This is a genomic window from Methylobacterium bullatum (assembly GCF_014845095.1).
In the GTDB taxonomy this organism is placed as follows: Bacteria; Pseudomonadota; Alphaproteobacteria; order Rhizobiales; family Beijerinckiaceae; genus Methylobacterium; species Methylobacterium bullatum.
On the sequence record NZ_NKUG01000128.1, the window covers coordinates 1 to 16854 of the forward strand.

The following is a 16854-nucleotide window of genomic DNA, read 5'->3' on the forward strand; positions in this document are numbered from 1 at the left end:
ACCCCGAACTGCCCCGGCCCGCGCCGCCGGACGAGGCCTCCACCGAAAGCTCGTCCAGCCGCACCGCGGTCTGCGCCCACGCGCTCGAGGGCGACCCGATGCCAGCGAGACCTAGCGAGGCGATGCCGACCGCGGAGTAACTCAGGGTTGTTGCCAGTTTCGAGACGCGCTTACGCACCGTTGCATTCCCGTTTTTGCGACAAGCATGCGAGTTTTTGGCTCGGAGCCAGCGTTTTATAATTTATGAATCTATGGATCGACTTTGTGTATACTAAATCGAATAATTTATTACATGAAATTCAGCAAGGACTGCGAAGTGCTTGCTGGGCTGTCGTGCTTCCAAGGCAACAAAAACGAATTATTCTAAAGAAAAAGACGCCCGATTTGACGTGAGTCCTCGACGCCCCTGGCCATCAGGTCCGGGCAGGGGGAGCCACGATGCGGACCCATCGAATGGGGCGGGGCGTCAGGAGACCTTGCGGCGCGAGAGCTTGCGAGCCCGCGTCATCCGCGTCGCGGCGTGGAAATCGTCCGGCTTGGTGCGCACCCAGGCGAGGAAGCCGCTGATTTCGGGGTCGGCCCGCAGAACCTCGATATCGGCCAGACGCCGGGCGATCTCGGCCTCGCTGTAGCGGGCGTGGATCGCCGAATGGCAGATCTGGTGCAGGCGGACGGTGCCGGCCTTGGCGCCGCCCTTCAGCTTGGGCGTGAGGTGGTGCAGGCTCGACTTGGCGCGCGGCGGGATCGGCCGTTCGCAGAGCGGGCAGATCGCGGGACCGGCTGGCCGGCCCGCGGTCTCCTCGTCCTCCCGCCATTGCCGGGCGCGTCGTCCCAAATTCCCGTCTCCCATCCTGCAGGTATCAACGCGGCAGCGCCGGACTGGGCTCGGCACTCCTGACGGGACGGAACGTCGCTTCCGCCTCCGCGTCGCGCTGGCCGAGGAGCGAGACGTGATCGCCCGGCACGGCGACGAACCGCGCCCTGGTGCCGGCGAGGGCAGCGAGGTCGCGCCCATGCGCCACCGGAATCACGGGGTCGCCGGTGCCATGGACGATGAGGATGCGCCCCGCCGCCTCGCCGATGCGGCGATCCGAGCGCCAGGTATCGCGCAGGAGCAGCCGGGGCAGCAGAGGGAAGTGTTCGCCGACGAGGCGGGTGAGGGAGACGAAGGGCGCTTCGAGATAGAGGCCGAGATGCGGCTCGCGCGCGGCCACGGCCACGGCCACCGCCGCCCCCATGGAATGGCCGTGGAGCAGGATCGGTGCGTCCGGGGCGCGGTCTCGCACGAAGCGGTAGGCGGCCAGCCCGTCCTCGATGAGGCCCGCCTCGCTCGGTGAGCCGGTGGAGCCCGGATAGCCGCGATAGGCGATAGCGAGGGTGCCCCAGCCGGCGGCGCGCCAGACCCCGTTCGAGAACCGCGCGGCATGCGGCTCGGGCAGCGAGCCGTTGCCGTGGAAGGTCAGCACCACGCCGCGTCCGGGTTCCGGCGCCCGCCACAGGCCGTAGAGGCGGTGGCCGTCGGACGTGGTCAGCGTGACCGCCTCCGTCCCGGCCGGCACCCCGCGCTCGCCCTCGCCGAAACCGGCCCCGAAAGCGCCGGGATAGATGAGATGACGCTGGAACAGGAACAGGGCGCCGAGGGCCGAGGCGGTAAGCCCGAGGGCGAGGAACAGGAGGACGCGGAGCAGGGTCATGCGGGGCGGGCTTGGCTCACGGAAGAGTGGACGAGAAGCGCCGTCGGGGACGGTGCGCTGTTGAGACCACCACTTTATCGTGTCATGCGCACGAAGCATCCCGCGTTGCGACAGTGCCGCGCGGGGGTGCGCACGGAGGGAAGGCCGGGATCGTCACCCGCCGCCGCCCGTCCGTCGGTCCGAGGCTCCATCGGGGGTGAGATGTCGTCAGAGCTTCCGCCAAGCCAGGTTCGCGCCGCGACCCTTCCGGTCGGCCCGAGCGCGAACTTCCTGCTGATCGCCCTGATCTTCCTCGGGACCGGCCTCGCCATCGGCACCGGCGTCGTGGAGGGGTCCGGCGCGGCCTTCGTCTTCGTGATGGCGGGCTGGCTGCTCAGCCTGTGCCTGCACGAATTCGGCCATGCCTTCGTCGCCTGGAAAGGGGGCGATGCGGACATCCCGCGCAGCGGCTACCTCACCCTGGACCCGCGGCTCTACGCCGACGCGCTCTCCTCCATCGTCCTGCCGCTGCTGTTCACGATCCTCGGCGGGATCGGGTTTCCCGGCGGACGCGTGTTCGTGAACACCCATCTCCTTCGCAGCAAGGTCTGGATCTCCGCCGTGTCGGCGGCCGGCCCGGCGATGAACGGCCTCGTCCTCCTCGCGCTGGCCCTGCTCTATTCCCTCACGGGCGAGGAGTCCGACACGCTGCGGGCGGTGCTGGCCGTCTCCGCCCTGTTCCAGGGCACCGCCATCATCCTCAACCTGATGCCGCTGCCGGGCCTCGACGGTTACGGCATCCTTCAGCCCTGGCTCCCCGAGCCCGTGCGCCGCGTCGCCGACCAGGCGGCCCTGCACGTCAACCTGATCCTGGCGGGGCTCTTCCTGTTCTCCAGCGCTTTCGGCCCGGCGGTGTTCCGGGTGAGCCTCCTCCTCATCGGCCTTCTCGGCATCGAGATCGTGGATGCGCGCGTCGGCTACGGCCTGATCCGTCTCTGGTAAGGCGTCCGCGCCCGGCCTATGAGGCAGGGAGGGCGGTGCGGCCCACGGAGACGGCAATGGCCCTGAAGACGACGTTCGTGGTCCAGACCTTCGTGATCAAGCGCAAGCGCCTCGTGCCCGGTGACCGCGAAGTGGCGCCAACGGAGAGCGGTGCGCTGAAGAAGGCGGAGGCCATGTCCGGCCGCATGCCCGGCACCGCCGCCCTGAAGGTGGTGGCCGACGACGAGACCGGCGAACTCGAAAGCGCGACGATCCTCGGCCAGTTCGGCGAGGTGCCCGACGATTTCGCCGAAAGCCTCACCGGCGGCTGACAGGCTCACGGGCGGGTGAGGGGCGGGCGCGCGTGAAAACCGCGCAGGCCGGCGGCGCCGGCAACGCACTCCCGGCTCACGCGTAGGTTTGGAGGTTCTTTCCAACCCCTGCAGCGACCGGGAGCCCCCGCCGATGAGACATAAACCCCTGCGCGAGCAGGTGATCGTGATCACGGGGGCATCGAGCGGCATCGGCCTCGCCACCGCCCGCATGGCCTCCGCGCGGGGCGCACGTGTCGTCCTCGCCGCACGGAGCGGGGATGTCCTCGCCGGACTCTGCGAGGAACTCGGAGGCCCCGGCCGGGCCGTCTCCGTCGTGGCCGATGTGGGGTTCCGCGAGGATGTCCAGGCCATCGCCGACGCTGCCATCGCCACCTTCGGCGGTTACGACACCTGGGTGAACGTCGCCGGCCTCACCGTCTACGGGCCGCTCTCGGCAATCGCCCAGGAGGACCACGAGCGGCTCATCCGGACGAACCTCTGGGGCACGGTGAACGGCTCCCTGATCGCGGTCGGGCATCTGCGCCGGCGCGGGGGAGCGCTCGTCAATGTCGGCAGCATCGCCTCCGACCTCGCTTTCCCGTTCCAGGGCCTCTACGCGACCTCGAAACACGCGGTGAAGGGCTTCACCGACACGCTGCGCATGGAGCTGATCGCGGAGGATGCGCCGGTCACCGTGACGCTGATCAAGCCCGCTTCCATCGACACCCCGCTCCCCGACCGCGCCCGCAACTACATGGACCGGCGCCCGACTCTGCCGCCGCCCATCTACCCGCCGGAGGAGGTCGCCAACGCGATCCTTCATGCGGCGGAGCATGGCCAGCGCGACATCATCGTGGGTGGCGGCGGCAAGCTGTTCGTCATGGGCAAGGACTTCGCGCCCGGCGCCTACGACCGGTTGGCCTCCGCCATCATCGCGCTCCAGCAGCGATCCGAGCCGGCGGAGCATTCCGAGGGAGCCTTGCACGCTCCGCGCGGTGCCGGCGCGGTCAGGGGCTCGCCGCCGTTTCCCGTCATGCGATCGAGCGCCTATACCCGGGCGACCCTGCATCCCCTCGTGACCCTGAGCGCGGTGGCGGGCCTGGCCGCCACCGCCGCCCTTCTCCTCGGCGGCAAGCCGTCTCCGCGAAGGCGGTCCTGAGATGGCGGGCGTGATCGACGACCGGTCCCGGCGGGATGAATCGTCCTCCACGGCGCCGGTCCGGGCGGACAGGCCGCCACGCCGCTTCCTCGACATCCCGGCCGGGCCGAGGATCGCCTACGTGGAAGCGGGGTCGGGGCCGGACCTGATCCTCGTCCACGGCGCAGTGATGACCCTGGACGACATGCGGCTCGGCCCGATGGAGGCGCTGTCGCGGCATTTCCGCGTGGTCGCCATCGACCGCCCCGGCCATGGCGAGAGCGAGCATATCCCCTTCAGCGATGCGTCGGTCTGGCGGCAGGCCGAGATCGTCCGTGAGGTCGCACGGGGCCTGGGGCTCCGGCGTCCGGTCCTCGTCGGCCATTCCTTCGGCGGGGCCGTCTGCCTCGCCTTCGGCATGGCCTATCCCGACGAGGCGGGCGGCGTGGTCGCCATCTCACCTATCTGCTTTCCCGAGCCTCGCCTCGAGCAGGTCCTGTTCGGGCCGCGCGCCAGCCCGATGGGCGGGGACGCGCTGTCCAGGATGCTCGCCGGCAGCGACGCTCTCCTGATGCCGTTGCTGTGGCGGGCCATGTTCCTGCCGCAGCCGATGCCGGCGCGTTTCGCCGCCGAATTCCCCTTCGGCCTCGCGGGCCAGTCCCGGCGCCTCGTCGCCGATGGCGAGAACGCCAACATGCTGTGGAGCGACCTCTCCCGCAGCGCGCTCGGCTACGCCACCTGCCGCGTGCCCGTGGCCATCCTGTGCGGCAGCGCCGACATCGTCACCAACCCGCTGATGCACGGGCGCCAAGCCGCGCGCCTGATCCCGGACGCGACCTTCCGATGGCTGCATGGCCTCGGCCACATGCTGCACCATTACGAGGTCGACGCGGTGGTGGAGGCGGCGCTGGACATCCAGCGCAGACGTGGAGATGAGGCGTGAATGGTGCCGCTGGGGAGCGTTGCCCGCTCATCGGCCCCCAGCCGCGACCGTCTCCCGGTCGAGGGCGTCGAGGTACGGCGCGGCCGCTTTCTCCGCCGCCGCCTCGATGGCGCGGTAATCGCGGACCAGAACCGTCCCGAAGGCCGTGAGCCGCGCGCCGCCGCCGCTCCTGCCGCCGATCTGCGCTTCGACCACCGGTCGGCCGAAGCCGGTGTTCACCGCCTCGATCAGCGTCCAGGCGCGCCGGTAGGACATGCCGAGGGCCCGGCCCGCCGCGGAGATCGAACCGTGCTCGGCGACCATTTCGAGGAGGCGGATCTTGCCGGGTCCGAGGCGGTTCCCGGGGCCGAGATCGATCCGGATGCTCAACGTCGCCATCTCACCGCCCCTCGCCGGGCCACACCCTGGAATCGTTCCGGTGAGGATCGACGATAGGCCAGGCCGTCGGGCGATCAATCCTTGAGCGACCGGTATGTTCAGATGTATATAGCGGCATGCCGGGACTTTCGTCGATGACGAGGTCGGGCGAGGATGGGGCGGGGTGGCACCGGGCCGCCTCGGCCAGCAGATCGCGGAGATACGAGCATGTTCACCTGCACCGGCTACGCATCCACCAGCGCGGAAGCGCCGCTCTCGCCCTTCACCTTCCAGCGTCGCGACCCGGGCCCCTCCGATATCGAGATCGAGATTCTGTATTGCGGGGTCTGCCACTCGGACCTGCACACCGCCCGCAACGAATGGGGCGGCACGCTCTACCCCTGCGTTCCCGGCCACGAGATCGTCGGCCGGGTGACGCGGGTCGGCGCGGAGGTCTCGGCCTTCAAGGCGGGCGACCTCGCCGGCGTCGGCTGCATGGTCGCCTCCTGTCGCGAATGCGACAGCTGCAAAGAAGGGCTGGAGCAGTATTGCGTGCCCGGCTTCACCGGCACCTATAACGGCCCCGAGCCGCAGACCGGCGGACACACGTTCGGCGGCTATTCGAGCCATATCGTGGTCGACGGCCACTTCGTGCTGCGCATCCCCGAAAACCTGGATCTCGCCGCCGTCGCCCCCCTTCTCTGCGCGGGCATCACCACCTATTCGCCCCTGCGCCACTGGGGCGTGAAGGCCGGGCAGAAGGTCGGCGTGGTGGGGCTCGGCGGCCTCGGCCATATGGGCGTCAAGCTCGCCCACGCCATGGGCGCGCATGTGGTCCTGTTCACCACCTCGCCCGGCAAGGAGGCCGATGCCCGGCGGCTCGGCGCCTCCGAGGTGGTGATCTCGAAGGATCCCGACGCCATGGCGGCACAGGGCGAGACCTTCGACTTCATCCTCGACACCGTGGCGGCCGACCACGACATCAACGCCTATCTCGGCCTGCTCAAGCGCGAGGGCACCCTCGTGCAGGTGGGCGCTCCGGAGAAGCCGCTCTCGGTCAACGTGTTCAGCGTGATCTGGCGGCGGCGCAACTTCGCCGGCTCGCTCATCGGCGGCATCGCCGAGACGCAGGAGATGCTCGATTTCTGCGCCGCGCACGGAATCACCTCCGACATCGAGATCATCCCCATCGACCAGATCGAGACGGCCTATGGCCGCATGCTCAAGAGCGACGTGAAATACCGCTTCGTCATCGACATGGCGTCCCTGCCCAAAGCCGCCTGACGATCCGTCCCTGCCTGTCTTCGGGAAGCTCCCCTTCATGCGCCACGCCTTCCGTGCCCTCGTGCTCGCCGGTCTCGTCGTTCTGGCGCCTGCCGCCGGGGCGGCCGAGACGGCCACGGTCTTCGCCGCCGCGAGCCTGAAGAACGCCCTCGACAATGCCGGCAAGGCCTTCACCGCCAGGAGCGGCGTCGAGGTGAAGGCGAGCTATGCCGCCTCCTCGGCCCTGGCGCGGCAGATCGAATCCGGTGCCCCGGCCGACCTGTTCGCCTCGGCCGATCTCGAATGGATGGATTATCTCGGCAAGAAGACCCTGATCCGCGCCGAGAGCCGGGTGAACCTGCTCGGCAACCGCATCGTCGTCATCGCGCCGAAGGGTGCCGCGGCCGCCGACGTGCCGTTCACGGCGGAGGGCTTCGCCGCCGCGCTCGGACCCGACGGTCGTCTCGCCACCGGAGAGGTCAATTCGGTGCCCATCGGCAAATACGCGAAAGCCGCCTTCGAGACGCTCGGCCTGTGGGGAGGCCTGCAGCCGCGCCTCGCCCAGGCCGACAACGTGCGGGCCGCTCTGCTTCTGGTCTCGCGCGGGGAGGCGCCGCTGGGCGTGGTCTACGAGAGCGATGCCAAGTCCGATCCGGGGGTGAAGGTGGTGGGCGTGTTTCCGGCGGACAGCCATCCCCCGGTGGTGTACCCGTTCGCCGTCACGGCCGAGGCCAGGGGAGAGGGGGCCGCCAAGTTTCTCGACTTCCTGAAGAGCGCCGAGGCGAGGCCCTTCTTCGAGGCCCAAGGCTTCACCATCCTCGGCCCCAATTCCGCACGGTAAAAGGGAAACACCATGAAGATCAGCGCGCGCAACACCCTCAAGGGCAAGATCGTCGCCGTCGAGAAGGGCGCCACCACCGCCCATGTGAAGATCGAGATCGCCGACGGCACCGTCGTCACCGCCTCGATCACCAACGAGTCGGTGGATGCGCTCGGCCTCACCGTGGGCGGCGAGGCCTATGCCGTCGTCAAATCCTCCGACGTGATGATCGCCGTCGACTGAACGAGCCGACCCGCCTCATCCTGGCCGGCACCTTCGTTCCGGAGGAAGAGGCGGTCCCCCGCAGGGGCGGGGGAGGGGAGGTGACGCCGTGGCCTTGAATTTCACGCAGATGGGGGCCGCCGGCTGGGTCGCCCGGATCGATGGCATCCCCCTCTACCTGAGCGACGAGGACGGGGACGTGAGCCGCGCCCAGGCCGATCTGGCGGCCAAGGTCGCCGCCTCGCTCCCGGCCGTGCGGGACGCGGCCTCGGCCTATCTCGACCTGTTCGTGGACAGGACGAAAGCCTGCGGCCGCGCGGACGAGCCCTGGTGGCTGGACGAGATCGAGTTCCGTGACCCCGCCGGGGAGGGGCGTGGCGCCTATGCGCTCCATTTCACCCTGGACGGTGACGATGGCGGGCTGTGGACGGTCGGGATGCGGGCCTTCGAGGACCAGCACCGGCCGTTCCGGTTCGAGCGACGGCAGGGGTGAGGGGCGGGCCTGTGAACCCCGACAGCCGCGCTTCGGCTAATCCTCGGCGGTCTTGGCCGCGTTCCGCCGGGCGATGAGCCATGTCCCGCCCTCGCCGAGGGCGATGGCCAGGAAGCCGCCGACCCAGAGCGGGACGAGATGCGGACCGAGGGTGTCGCGGAAGGCGAACAGGCCGACGAGGCCGATGGTCGTGGCCGTCGATCCCGCCAGGGTCAGGATCTTCAGCGCCAGCATGGCGATCAGGACGTTCATCGGGCCTCCGTTCGACGAGGATACGACGGGCGGCATCCATGGGCAGATGGACGACACGGCCCGCCCGACATTCCGAGGGGTGGGACTTCCCAAAGTGCAGGACCATGGCCCGTCCGCTCTGTCCAGGCCGGAGCGGCGCGCCGGCGTTAGAGAAGCACGAGGCTGAAACCGCGGAAGAGAGTCCCGGCCGGTGGCAGGCGGGCCAATGTGAGGGAAGGAACGGTCTCTTCCCCCTCTCGCCCCTGCCGCCGAAGACTTTGTGTCGATCGATCTCGAAAATCGAAATTCCATTTCGTTGACATGGGCGGCGCGTGTCTCATGATACGGATGTCATCTTGATCAGTCGCCAGGCGGCCTAGTCGAGGGCCGGAACAGACTTCATCGTCGATGGAACTGTAGTTCCGATCATTCCGCTCGATGCCGGGATCACGCCGCTTCTGCGAAGCGGTGACCGATATCCCTTGGCCGATATCCCTTGGCCGATGCCCCGCCCCGTTCCCTTTCCCGGAGCCACCCCATGTCGAACCAGAACACGCCGAACTCGCCCCGGCCCGCCTCGCTTCACCCCGAGACGCTCGCCCTGCATGCGGGCTGGCGCGCCGATCCGACCACGGGCTCGGTGGCGGTGCCGATCCACCAGACCACCTCGTTCCAGTTCCGCGACACGGCCCATGCCGAGAACCTGTTCGCCCTGAAGGAACTCGGCCACCTCTATACCCGCGTGACCAATCCCACCGTCGACGTGCTGGAGCAGCGCCTCGCCGCCCTCGAAGGCGGGGCGGCGGCGCTGGCCCTAGCCTCGGGCCAAGCGGCCTCCGCCCTGTCGGTGCAGAACCTCGCGCGTGTGGGCGACAACATCGTCGCCTCCACCGACCTCTATGGCGGCACCTGGAACCTCTTCGCCAACACGCTGGCCGAGCAGGGAATCGAGGTCCGTTTCGTCGATCCGGCCGACCCGGAGAATTTCCGCCGCGCCACCGACGATCGCACCCGCGCCTATTACGGCGAGACGCTGGCCAACCCGAAACTCGCGGTCTTCCCCATCGCGGAGGTGGCCGAGATCGGCCGGGGCTTCGGCATCCCGCTCATCGTCGACAACACTGCCGCGCCGCTCCTGGCGCGCCCGTTCGACCATGGCGCGGCCATCGTGGTCTATTCCACCACCAAGTATCTCGGCGGCCACGGCATCGCCATCGGCGGGGCGATCATCGATGGCGGGCGGTTCGACTGGGCGGCCAACCCCCAGCGCCAGCCCGCCCTCAACACCCCCGATCCGAGCTATCACGGCGCGGTCTGGACCGAGGCTGCCAAGCCCCTCGGGCCCATCGCCTATATCCTGCGCGCCCGGGTCCGGCTGCTGCGCGACCTCGGCCCGTCGGTCTCGCCGTTCAACGCCTTCCTGACCCTGCAGGGGCTGGAGACCCTGGCCCTGCGCATCGAACGCCACAGCCGCAACGCGCAGGCCGTGGTCGATTACCTCGCGGCCCGGCCGGAGATCGAGCGGGTCATCCACCCGTCGCACGCCACCGGCAAGGCGCGCGAGCGGGCGGAACGCTACCTCAAGGGCGGCTATGGCGGCCTCGTCGGGTTCGAGCTCGCCGCCGGGCGCGAGGCCGGCCGTCGCTTCATCGAGGCCCTGTCGCTGTTCTATCACGTGGCCAATATCGGCGATGCCCGCAGCCTCGCCATCCATCCGGCCACCACCACCCACGCGCAACTCACGCCCGAGGACCAGCGCGCCACCGGCGTGTCCGACGGCTATGTCCGCCTCTCCATCGGCCTCGAGCACATCGACGACATCCTGGCCGATCTCGACCAGGCCCTGGCCTCGGTCGGGTCCTTCGCGAAGGCCGCCTGACCGTGGCGGCCTCCCCGCTGGTTTCGTGGGCGGCACCGGAATCCTCTGCTCCCGCCGCCTCGATCCCCCGTCTCGACCTGCGCCGGCTGGATGCCGGGCCAGCCGAGCGGGAGGCCTTCCTGGCCGAACTGCGTGATGCCGCCCGCGATGTCGGCTTCTTCCACCTCGTCGGCCACGGCATTCCGGCGGCGGAGATCACGCAGGTCCAGGCCCTGGCCCGGCGCTTCTTCGCCCTGCCTCTCCCGGAGAAGCAGGCGGTGGCGATGGTGCGCTCACCGCATTTTCGCGGCTACACGGCGGCCGGACGCGAGATCACGCGGGGCGCGCCGGATTGGCGCGAGCAATTCGATGTCGGCGCCGAGCGCGAAGTCCTTCCGCAGACCGCTGCCTCGCCCCCCTGGAGCCGGCTGCAGGGGCCGAACCAATGGCCGGTCGGCCTGCCCGACCTCCGCGTCGGCCTGCTGCGCTGGCAGGCGGCGGTGACGCAACTCGGCATCCGCCTGCTGCGCGCCTTCGCCCTCGCCTTGGGCCAGCCCGAGGACGTGTTCGCCCCGATCTACCAGGGCGCGCCGAACCAGCACATCAAGATCATCCGCTATCCCGGCCGCGAGGCCACGCAGGGAGAGCAGGGCGTCGGCGCCCACAAGGACAGCGGCTTCCTCACCCTGCTTGTCCAGGACGGGCAGAGCGGCCTCGAAGTCGAGGGGCCGAACGGTTGGATCGCGGCCGAGCCGGTGGAGGGGAGCTTCGTCGTCAATATCGGCGAACTGCTCGAACTCGCTTCCAACGGTTACCTGCGGGCCACGATCCACCGAGTCGTCACCCCGCCGGCGGGGCGCGACCGTCTCTCCGTCGCGTTCTTCCTCGGCGCCCGCCACGACGCCACGGTGCCCCTCCTCGCCCTGCCGCCCGACCTCGCTTCGGAGGCGCGCGGGCCGGCGAGCGACCCCGACAACCCGCTCTTCCACGAGGTCGGCCGCAACTACCTCAAGGGCCGCCTGCGCTCCCATCCCGACGTGGCGGCGCGGTTCTACGGCGATCTCGCCGAAACGGCCCCCGCATGATCGGCGCTGCGTGGAAAGCCGTCTCCGATCTGCTTCGCGCGCCGCCGTCGCTTGGCGGGGTTTGCTTTGCCAGGCTTCGGCCCGGTGAGATCCGGCACGGGATCCCGGACGCTGCCCATCTCGGAGGGGTCGCCGCCATGTTCAGCCACGTCGTCTTCCGCACCGAGGTTTCCGAACCATGCTCGCCCCCTTCGCCGCCGAGCCCGACGCTTATCGAGAGGTCCGCGCGGCCGACGACCGCTCTGCGGAGAGCTTCGACATAGGCACCCTCGCCCTTCTCCCGTCCCGCCGCTTCGCCATCCATGCAGGCCTGAGTGAGGCCGGCCGGCCCACGCCATCGCTGCGGATCGGGGAGGGGGACATCATGCGACGTGCCCTGTGGCCGATCCGCTCCCGCTCCCGCCGGGCGTTGAAACGCAGGCTGCGGAGGGCGAGGGCGTTTCACCCGGCCCTGCTTCGCGAAAGAAATCGGCTCGCAGCCGATCCGTCTGCCGACGAAACAACTTCGGATTAGATGCGTGCCGCTCAGAGTCTTTTTTGATCGGATGTCTCAGCGGATGCCCATGCCAAAGTCGATCGTCTGCCAAAGTCGATCATCCAAGCAGACCTCCTCATCCTGAGGCGCCCGCGTCAGCGGGCCTCGAAGGAGGCCTCCAGTTGTCGCGCGATCCCTGGAGCCCTCCTTCGAGGCCGCGACGCGACACCTCAGGATGAGGTATCGCCCTGGACAACAACTCAAACAAGCTCTCAGCCGGGCGCGCCCGCCGCCGGGATCGCCGCGATGCCGGCCGAGGCGGCCCAGGCGGTGAGGTCGGATTTCCGGATCGCCGCCGCCATCAGGTCGGGGAACAGGTCCGGCGTGCAGGCGAAGGCGGGCACACCCAAGGCGGCGAGCCGGCCCGCCAGCGCTCGGTCGTAGGACGGCGCGCCCTCGTCGGACAGGGCCAGCAGCGCCACCACCTGCACGCCCGACGCCACCATCCGCTGCGCGCGCGCCAGGAGCCCGGCCTCGACGCCGCCCTCGTAGAGGTCGGAGATCAGGACCAGGATCGTGTCCTCGGGCCGGGTGATGCGGGATTCGCAATAGCCCATTGCCCGGTTGATGTCGGTGCCGCCGCCGAGCTGGACCGAGAAGAGCACCTCCACCGGGTCTTCCAACTCGTCGGAGAGGTCGACCACCTCGGTGTCGAACACGACGAGACGGGTGGTCACCGCCGGCAGCGAGGCCATCACCGCGCCGAAGATGCTCGAATAGACGACCGAACTCGCCATCGAGCCGGATTGGTCGATGCACAGGATCACGTCCTTGAGGCTGGCGCGCTGGCGCCGTCCATGGCCGAACCGGGTCTCGGGGATGATGGTGCGGTACTCGGCCTGGTAATGGCGCAGGTTGGCCCGGATGGTCCGGTTCCAGTCGATCTCCGTGTGGCGCGGGCGCCGGTTCACGCTGGCGCGATCGATGGCCCCGGTCACCGCCTGGCGCAGGGGCTCTTCGAGCTTGCGCATCAGGGCCTCCACGACCTTGCGCACCACGAGGCGGGCGGTGTCCTTGGTCTTGCCGCCCAGCAGCCCGCGCATGGAGATCAGGGTCGAGACGAGGGCGACGTCGGGGACCACCGCCTCCAGCATTTCGGGCTCGGTGAGCATGCGCTTGAGGTCGAGGCGCTCGAAGGCGTCGCGCTGCATCACCTGCACCACGGAGGCCGGGAAATAATCGCGGATGTCGCCGAGCCAGCGCGGCACGGAGGGGGACGAGGCGCCGAGCCCGCCCTTCCGGTCGGAATCGTAGAGGGCGCCGAGCGCCCGGTCGATGCCGACATCGCGGCCCGACAGGCCGCAGCCGGTGCCGTCCGCCGCGCCCCCGCCGAGGACGAGGCGCCAGCGGCGCAGGCGCTCGGTGTCGCTCATGGCGTGTCCTCCGTCGTCTCGTTCTCCACAGGCGCCAGGAGGAGGCGCAGGACCGGCAGCACCCTGGCGGCGCGTTCGGCATTGAGGATGCGGCCCGATCCCTCTCCCTCGGAAACACCCGTCCCATGGCGGTTCAAAGCCTCGCCGATGGCGCGTCGCTCGCCCTGCAAGATCGTCGCGAAGGTGCGTCGCAGCAGGGGGAGCAATTCGGCAAAGAGCGTCCCGTCGAGGCCGGCGAGCCATTCGTCGATGACCGCGAGCAGGGTGCCGCCATGGATCAAGGCCGTGCCGCTCTCCTCCAAAAACCCCTCGATCCAGGCGGCCGCCGCCATCGTGCCGGAGGCGCGGGACAGAGCGAGGCGAAGCCGGTCGCCGGCCTGTTCCGCATCGAGGGCCCGATCATCCAACAGCAGTCGCACGGCGCGTCCGACGACGCGGCCATGCACATGGCTCTGGTCGGCAAGGCCGCGAAGGGCCTCCTGCCAGACGGCCTTCAGGTCGGGCTCCTCCAGGAGGGAGATCGCTGCGTGGACGCCGACGATCCGCGCCTTGGCCGCACTCGCTGCGTCGTCGTCGAGGCTCTGGCAGGCCGCCGTCAGTCCTGCGGCGGCGCGCGGCACGAGCCCGCGCACCACGCCGAGCACCGGCTCCGTATCGGAGGAGCGCACCGAGCCGTAGCGCGCCAGTTCGGCGAGCGGTGGCAGCGCCTCCATGAGGTCGAACACGTCCGCCGAGACGGCGGCGCGGTCGTTGAGGGCGCGGATCACATCCTCCCCGGCTCCGGCGAGATCGGCGTCGAGGAGCGTGCCGATGAGGCCCGACAGTTCCGCGACGCGGGTCGCTTCGTGCGCCCGCCTGCGCACCCGGCTGGCGGCGGCCTCCGCCACCGTGCCGCCATCGGCCGAGGCGGCGACCAGATCCACCACCCATTCGGGCTGCCAGGACAGGAACCACGCCTCCTTGAAGGTGCCGCGCCCGCGCGCCTGCTGACGCCGGCCCCAGGGGATGCCGATGAGGTGGAGCCGGTTGAGGAAATGGCTGCGGGCGAGGTCGTTCTCCTTGCGCAGGTCAAGCACGAGGTCGCCCGCGACCGCCTCCGGCTTGAGGCGCAGGCTCTTGCAGGTCGCGGCGAAATCCGCCTCCACCGGCGTGCCGGGACTGTCCGGCGGGGTCGCGCCCAGGCGCTCGCCGATGACGAGCTTGCGCCTGATCAGCGCCATCGGGGCCGGATCGGCAAAGCACAGGGTCGCCTGCGCGGCCTCGTGCAGGTCGTCGAGGGAGGGGCGCGCCCGGCCCCGGAACCCGGCCAGCGCCTCGGCGAGGCGGGCAGCCTCGATCACGGAGGCCGGCGAGGCGTCGAGGTCTTCCGCGCGGAGCAGGGCCGCCGCGCGCGCGAGCCACCGGGCGGCGACGCGGCCCTCGTGGTTCCATAGCGTGTCGTACCATTCGGGCGAGAGCACCCCGGCCCGGTAGCCGCTGGCGGTGGCGAGGCGCTCGTAGGACCAGGGCGCCCAGGCCGCGGCGACCTTGGTCCGGGGCAGCCCTTTCAAGGTCGCCGCATCGAGGCCGACCTGTCCCTTGGCATCGTGGCGCGCCAGCGCGGGGGCGTGCCAGGCGCCGCAGATCACGGCGATGCGGGCAAAACCCTCGCGCGCCGCCTTGCGGAGGCAGGTGCGCATATGCGCCTCGCGCGCCTCCTCGCGAAACACGTCCCCGTCGGCGTCCTGGCCGGGAGCGGTCTCCGCGCCCTCGCGCAGGGCCGTCATGGCCTCCTGGATCGCCGCGAACACGTCGCCGTCCTCGCCCGCGCGGCTCTCGACGAAGGCGTCCCACCAGCGCTCGCCATCGGGAAAACCCGCGACCTCGGCCAGTTCGCCGAGGGGATCGCGCCGCAGGGCGAGGGAGGGAGCTTCGCTTGCATCATCGGACGCAGGCGCATCGAGCCCGGCCGGTGCCGTCTCGCTTTCGGGCGCCTCTCCCCTCGTTTCGAACCCGTCGGCGAGCTGGATCGCGTGCGGCAGGTCGATGAAGCGCAGGGTCGCCCCATGGTCGAGTCCATGCCGCATGGCCACCCATTCGGGCGAGAAGGCCGCGAAGGGGAAGAAGGCGCAGGTCTGCGGCCGGTCCGCCCGGTAGACGAGCAGGGCCACCGGCGGCGCCATCGCCGGGTCGGCGACGAGGGGGATCAGGGCGTCGGCATCCGGCGGCCCCTCGATGAGCAGGCAATCGGGCCGGAAGTCATCGAGGGCCGCGCGCAGCGAGCGGGCCGATCCCGGCCCGTGGTGGCGGATGCCGAAGATCCGAACCTCAGGCATCGCGGCCGGGGGTGGTGGGGCGAAGGCTCATGGCACGAACGGTCTCGTGGGTGGAATGATGAGGCAGCGAGGGACGGGCGCCGCCGAGTGAAGACGGGCCACGCCTCTCCCCGCTTGCGGGGAGAGGATCACAGGCACCTCGTCGTGCCTGTGATGAGCGGAGCGAGGGTGAGGGGGCGGCTCAGGATGAGGCACTTTCGGAATCGCCCCCTCACCCTCGGCTGCCGCCTCGCCGCGCCGACGACGGGGTCGTCGCGGCCCTCTCCCCGCGCGCGGGGACAGGGATGCTCACCCCGCGTCTCGACGCGCGGGTCACGCGCTCTCGCGGGCGGCGCGGTAGAAGTCCTTCCACTCCGACCGTTCCTTCACGACGGTTTCGAGATATTCGCGCCAGACGATGGCGTCCTGCACCGGATCCTTGATCACCGCGCCACTGATCCCGGAGACGAGGTCGTGGGCTGAGAGGTGGCCGTTGCCGAAATGGGCGGCCAGCGCCAGCCCGCTGCCGACGACGCTGATCGCCTCCGCCGTGGAGAGCGTGCCGGACGGCTGCTTGACCTTGCTCTTGCCGTCCGCGGTCACACCCTCCCGCAACTCGCGGAAGATGGTGACGACGCGGCGGATCTGGTCGGCGCCGGGCGGTTCGGCCGGGATCTCGAAGGCGCGCCCGAGGGCGGCCACGCGGGATTCGACGATGGCGATCTCGGCCTCGATCGTGGCCGGCGAGGGCAGCACCACGGTGTTGAAGCGGCGCTTCAACGCGCTCGACAATTCGTTGACGCCGCGATCCCGGTTGTTGGCGGTGGCGATGAGGTTGAAGCCCCGGGCGGCGGCGATCTCCTCGTTGAGTTCCGGGATCGGCAGGGTCTTCTCGGAAAGGATCGTGATGAAGCTGTCCTGCGTCTCGGAGGGGATGCGGGTCAGTTCCTCGACGCGGGCGATTCTGCCCTCCTCCATGGCGCGCACGATCGGGCTCGCCACCACGGCCTCGCGGCTCGGCCCCTTGGCCAGCAGCAGGGCGTAGTTCCAGCCGTAGCGGATCGATTCCTCGCTGGTGCCGGCGGTGCCCTGCACGATGAGGCGCGAGGTGCCGCAGATCGCCGCCGCCAGATGCTCGCTGACCCAGCTCTTGGCGGTGCCCGGCGTGCCGAGGAGGAGGAGCGCCCGGTCGGTGGCCAGCGTCGCCACCGCCACTTCCATCAGGCGCCGGTCGCCGATGTATTTCGGCGTGACCTCGAATCCGGATTCGAGCC

The 16854-nt window shown here is 70.0% G+C and carries 17 protein-coding genes; 10 read left to right on the forward strand and 7 right to left on the reverse strand.

The features are described from left to right. Window positions 1-466: 466 nt before the first annotated feature. A complete protein-coding gene (locus tag MBTS_RS17480) occupies window positions 467-850 on the reverse strand; it encodes an HNH endonuclease family protein (RefSeq protein WP_192216120.1) in 384 nt (127 codons plus the stop codon). Window positions 851-860: 10 nt separating this feature from the next. Beyond that, window positions 861-1694 carry an alpha/beta hydrolase gene (locus MBTS_RS17485; RefSeq protein ID WP_192216121.1) on the reverse strand — a complete coding sequence of 278 codons (834 nt, stop codon included), beginning with the start codon at window positions 1692-1694 and terminating at the stop codon, window positions 861-863. 201 nt (window positions 1695-1895) lie between these two features. Here MBTS_RS17485 and MBTS_RS17490 point away from each other — a divergent pair, with 201 nt between their 5' ends. From MBTS_RS17490 to MBTS_RS17505, 4 genes are all read left to right on the forward strand, one after another. Then, window positions 1896-2675 (forward strand): site-2 protease family protein, encoded by a 780-nt coding sequence (locus MBTS_RS17490; RefSeq protein WP_056143412.1) that lies wholly within the window; start codon window positions 1896-1898, stop codon window positions 2673-2675. Between the two features lie 56 nt (window positions 2676-2731). Further along, window positions 2732-2986: a hypothetical protein gene (locus MBTS_RS17495; protein WP_027171111.1), complete on the forward strand. Its 255-nt coding sequence runs from the start codon at window positions 2732-2734 to the stop codon at window positions 2984-2986. 133 nt (window positions 2987-3119) lie between these two features. Beyond that, window positions 3120-4127: an SDR family oxidoreductase gene (locus MBTS_RS17500; RefSeq protein ID WP_192216122.1), complete on the forward strand. Its 1008-nt coding sequence runs from the start codon at window positions 3120-3122 to the stop codon at window positions 4125-4127. 1 nt (window position 4128) lies between these two features. Continuing rightward, a complete protein-coding gene (locus MBTS_RS17505) occupies window positions 4129-5049 on the forward strand; it encodes an alpha/beta fold hydrolase (RefSeq protein WP_192216123.1) in 921 nt (306 codons plus the stop codon). Window positions 5050-5076: 27 nt separating this feature from the next. Here MBTS_RS17505 and MBTS_RS17510 read toward each other — a convergent pair whose 3' ends face one another. Then, window positions 5077-5427 carry a winged helix-turn-helix domain-containing protein gene (locus MBTS_RS17510; protein WP_018041717.1) on the reverse strand — a complete coding sequence of 117 codons (351 nt, stop codon included), beginning with the start codon at window positions 5425-5427 and terminating at the stop codon, window positions 5077-5079. 207 nt (window positions 5428-5634) lie between these two features. Here MBTS_RS17510 and MBTS_RS17515 point away from each other — a divergent pair, with 207 nt between their 5' ends. The 4 genes from MBTS_RS17515 (at window position 5635) to MBTS_RS17530 (ending at window position 8204) form a co-directional block, all read left to right on the forward strand. Then, entirely contained in the window at window positions 5635-6690 is a 1056-nt protein-coding gene (locus MBTS_RS17515; RefSeq protein ID WP_018041718.1) for an NAD(P)-dependent alcohol dehydrogenase, read from the forward strand. Between the two features lie 37 nt (window positions 6691-6727). Next, a complete protein-coding gene (gene modA, locus MBTS_RS17520; RefSeq protein ID WP_056143422.1) occupies window positions 6728-7510 on the forward strand; it encodes a molybdate ABC transporter substrate-binding protein in 783 nt (260 codons plus the stop codon). A gap of 12 nt (window positions 7511-7522) precedes the next feature. After that, window positions 7523-7732, forward strand: coding sequence for a TOBE domain-containing protein (locus MBTS_RS17525; RefSeq protein ID WP_018041720.1), 210 nt, complete (start codon window positions 7523-7525; stop codon window positions 7730-7732). An 88-nt stretch (window positions 7733-7820) separates the two neighbouring features. Next, window positions 7821-8204, forward strand: coding sequence for a hypothetical protein (locus tag MBTS_RS17530; protein ID WP_192216124.1), 384 nt, complete (start codon window positions 7821-7823; stop codon window positions 8202-8204). Window positions 8205-8240: 36 nt separating this feature from the next. Here MBTS_RS17530 and MBTS_RS17535 read toward each other — a convergent pair whose 3' ends face one another. After that, window positions 8241-8456 (reverse strand): hypothetical protein, encoded by a 216-nt coding sequence (locus MBTS_RS17535; protein ID WP_018041722.1) that lies wholly within the window; start codon window positions 8454-8456, stop codon window positions 8241-8243. A 517-nt stretch (window positions 8457-8973) separates the two neighbouring features. Between MBTS_RS17535 and MBTS_RS17540 the strand changes: the two genes are divergently transcribed. After that, on the forward strand, window positions 8974-10314 hold the full coding sequence (locus MBTS_RS17540; protein WP_018041723.1) for an O-acetylhomoserine aminocarboxypropyltransferase/cysteine synthase family protein: 1341 nt from the start codon (window positions 8974-8976) through the stop codon (window positions 10312-10314). A 2-nt stretch (window positions 10315-10316) separates the two neighbouring features. Beyond that, the gene (locus tag MBTS_RS17545) at window positions 10317-11378 is read left to right on the forward strand and encodes an isopenicillin N synthase family dioxygenase (RefSeq protein WP_147833288.1); all 1062 of its coding nucleotides are present in this window, start codon (window positions 10317-10319) and stop codon (window positions 11376-11378) included. 747 nt (window positions 11379-12125) lie between these two features. On the opposite strand, the gene MBTS_RS17550 is transcribed toward MBTS_RS17545, so the two are convergent. The 3 genes from MBTS_RS17550 to MBTS_RS17560 form a co-directional block, all read right to left on the reverse strand. Next, window positions 12126-13286: a VWA domain-containing protein gene (locus MBTS_RS17550; RefSeq protein WP_056143432.1), complete on the reverse strand. Its 1161-nt coding sequence runs from the start codon at window positions 13284-13286 to the stop codon at window positions 12126-12128. Further along, window positions 13283-15601, reverse strand: a complete 2319-nt coding sequence (locus tag MBTS_RS17555; protein ID WP_192216125.1) for a DUF5682 family protein — start codon at window positions 15599-15601, stop codon at window positions 13283-13285. The genes MBTS_RS17550 and MBTS_RS17555 overlap by 4 nt, the downstream gene beginning before the upstream one ends. Before the next feature lie 312 nt (window positions 15602-15913). After that, window positions 15914-16854 (reverse strand): ATP-binding protein (locus MBTS_RS17560; protein ID WP_192216126.1); only part of this gene is annotated, 941 nt, incomplete at its 5' end.

Excerpts from the sequence above, each read along its gene's own strand:
- MBTS_RS17480 (WP_192216120.1), bottom strand. The coding sequence starts at position 850 with ATGGGAGACGGGAATTTGGGACGACGCGCCCGGCAATGGCGGGAGGAC.
- MBTS_RS17535 (WP_018041722.1), bottom strand. The coding sequence starts at position 8,456 with ATGAACGTCCTGATCGCCATGCTGGCGCTGAAGATCCTGACCCTGGCG.
- MBTS_RS17485 (WP_192216121.1), bottom strand. The coding sequence starts at position 1,694 with ATGACCCTGCTCCGCGTCCTCCTGTTCCTCGCCCTCGGGCTTACCGCC.
- MBTS_RS17505 (WP_192216123.1), top strand. The coding sequence starts at position 4,129 with ATGGCGGGCGTGATCGACGACCGGTCCCGGCGGGATGAATCGTCCTCC.
- MBTS_RS17515 (WP_018041718.1), top strand. The coding sequence starts at position 5,635 with ATGTTCACCTGCACCGGCTACGCATCCACCAGCGCGGAAGCGCCGCTC.
- MBTS_RS17525 (WP_018041720.1), top strand. The coding sequence starts at position 7,523 with ATGAAGATCAGCGCGCGCAACACCCTCAAGGGCAAGATCGTCGCCGTC.
- MBTS_RS17490 (WP_056143412.1), top strand. The coding sequence starts at position 1,896 with ATGTCGTCAGAGCTTCCGCCAAGCCAGGTTCGCGCCGCGACCCTTCCG.
- MBTS_RS17500 (WP_192216122.1), top strand. The coding sequence starts at position 3,120 with ATGAGACATAAACCCCTGCGCGAGCAGGTGATCGTGATCACGGGGGCA.
- modA (WP_056143422.1), top strand. The coding sequence starts at position 6,728 with ATGCGCCACGCCTTCCGTGCCCTCGTGCTCGCCGGTCTCGTCGTTCTG.
- MBTS_RS17495 (WP_027171111.1), top strand. The coding sequence starts at position 2,732 with ATGGCCCTGAAGACGACGTTCGTGGTCCAGACCTTCGTGATCAAGCGC.
- MBTS_RS17555 (WP_192216125.1), bottom strand. The coding sequence starts at position 15,601 with ATGCCTGAGGTTCGGATCTTCGGCATCCGCCACCACGGGCCGGGATCG.
- MBTS_RS17550 (WP_056143432.1), bottom strand. The coding sequence starts at position 13,286 with ATGAGCGACACCGAGCGCCTGCGCCGCTGGCGCCTCGTCCTCGGCGGG.
- MBTS_RS17510 (WP_018041717.1), bottom strand. The coding sequence starts at position 5,427 with ATGGCGACGTTGAGCATCCGGATCGATCTCGGCCCCGGGAACCGCCTC.
- MBTS_RS17540 (WP_018041723.1), top strand. The coding sequence starts at position 8,974 with ATGTCGAACCAGAACACGCCGAACTCGCCCCGGCCCGCCTCGCTTCAC.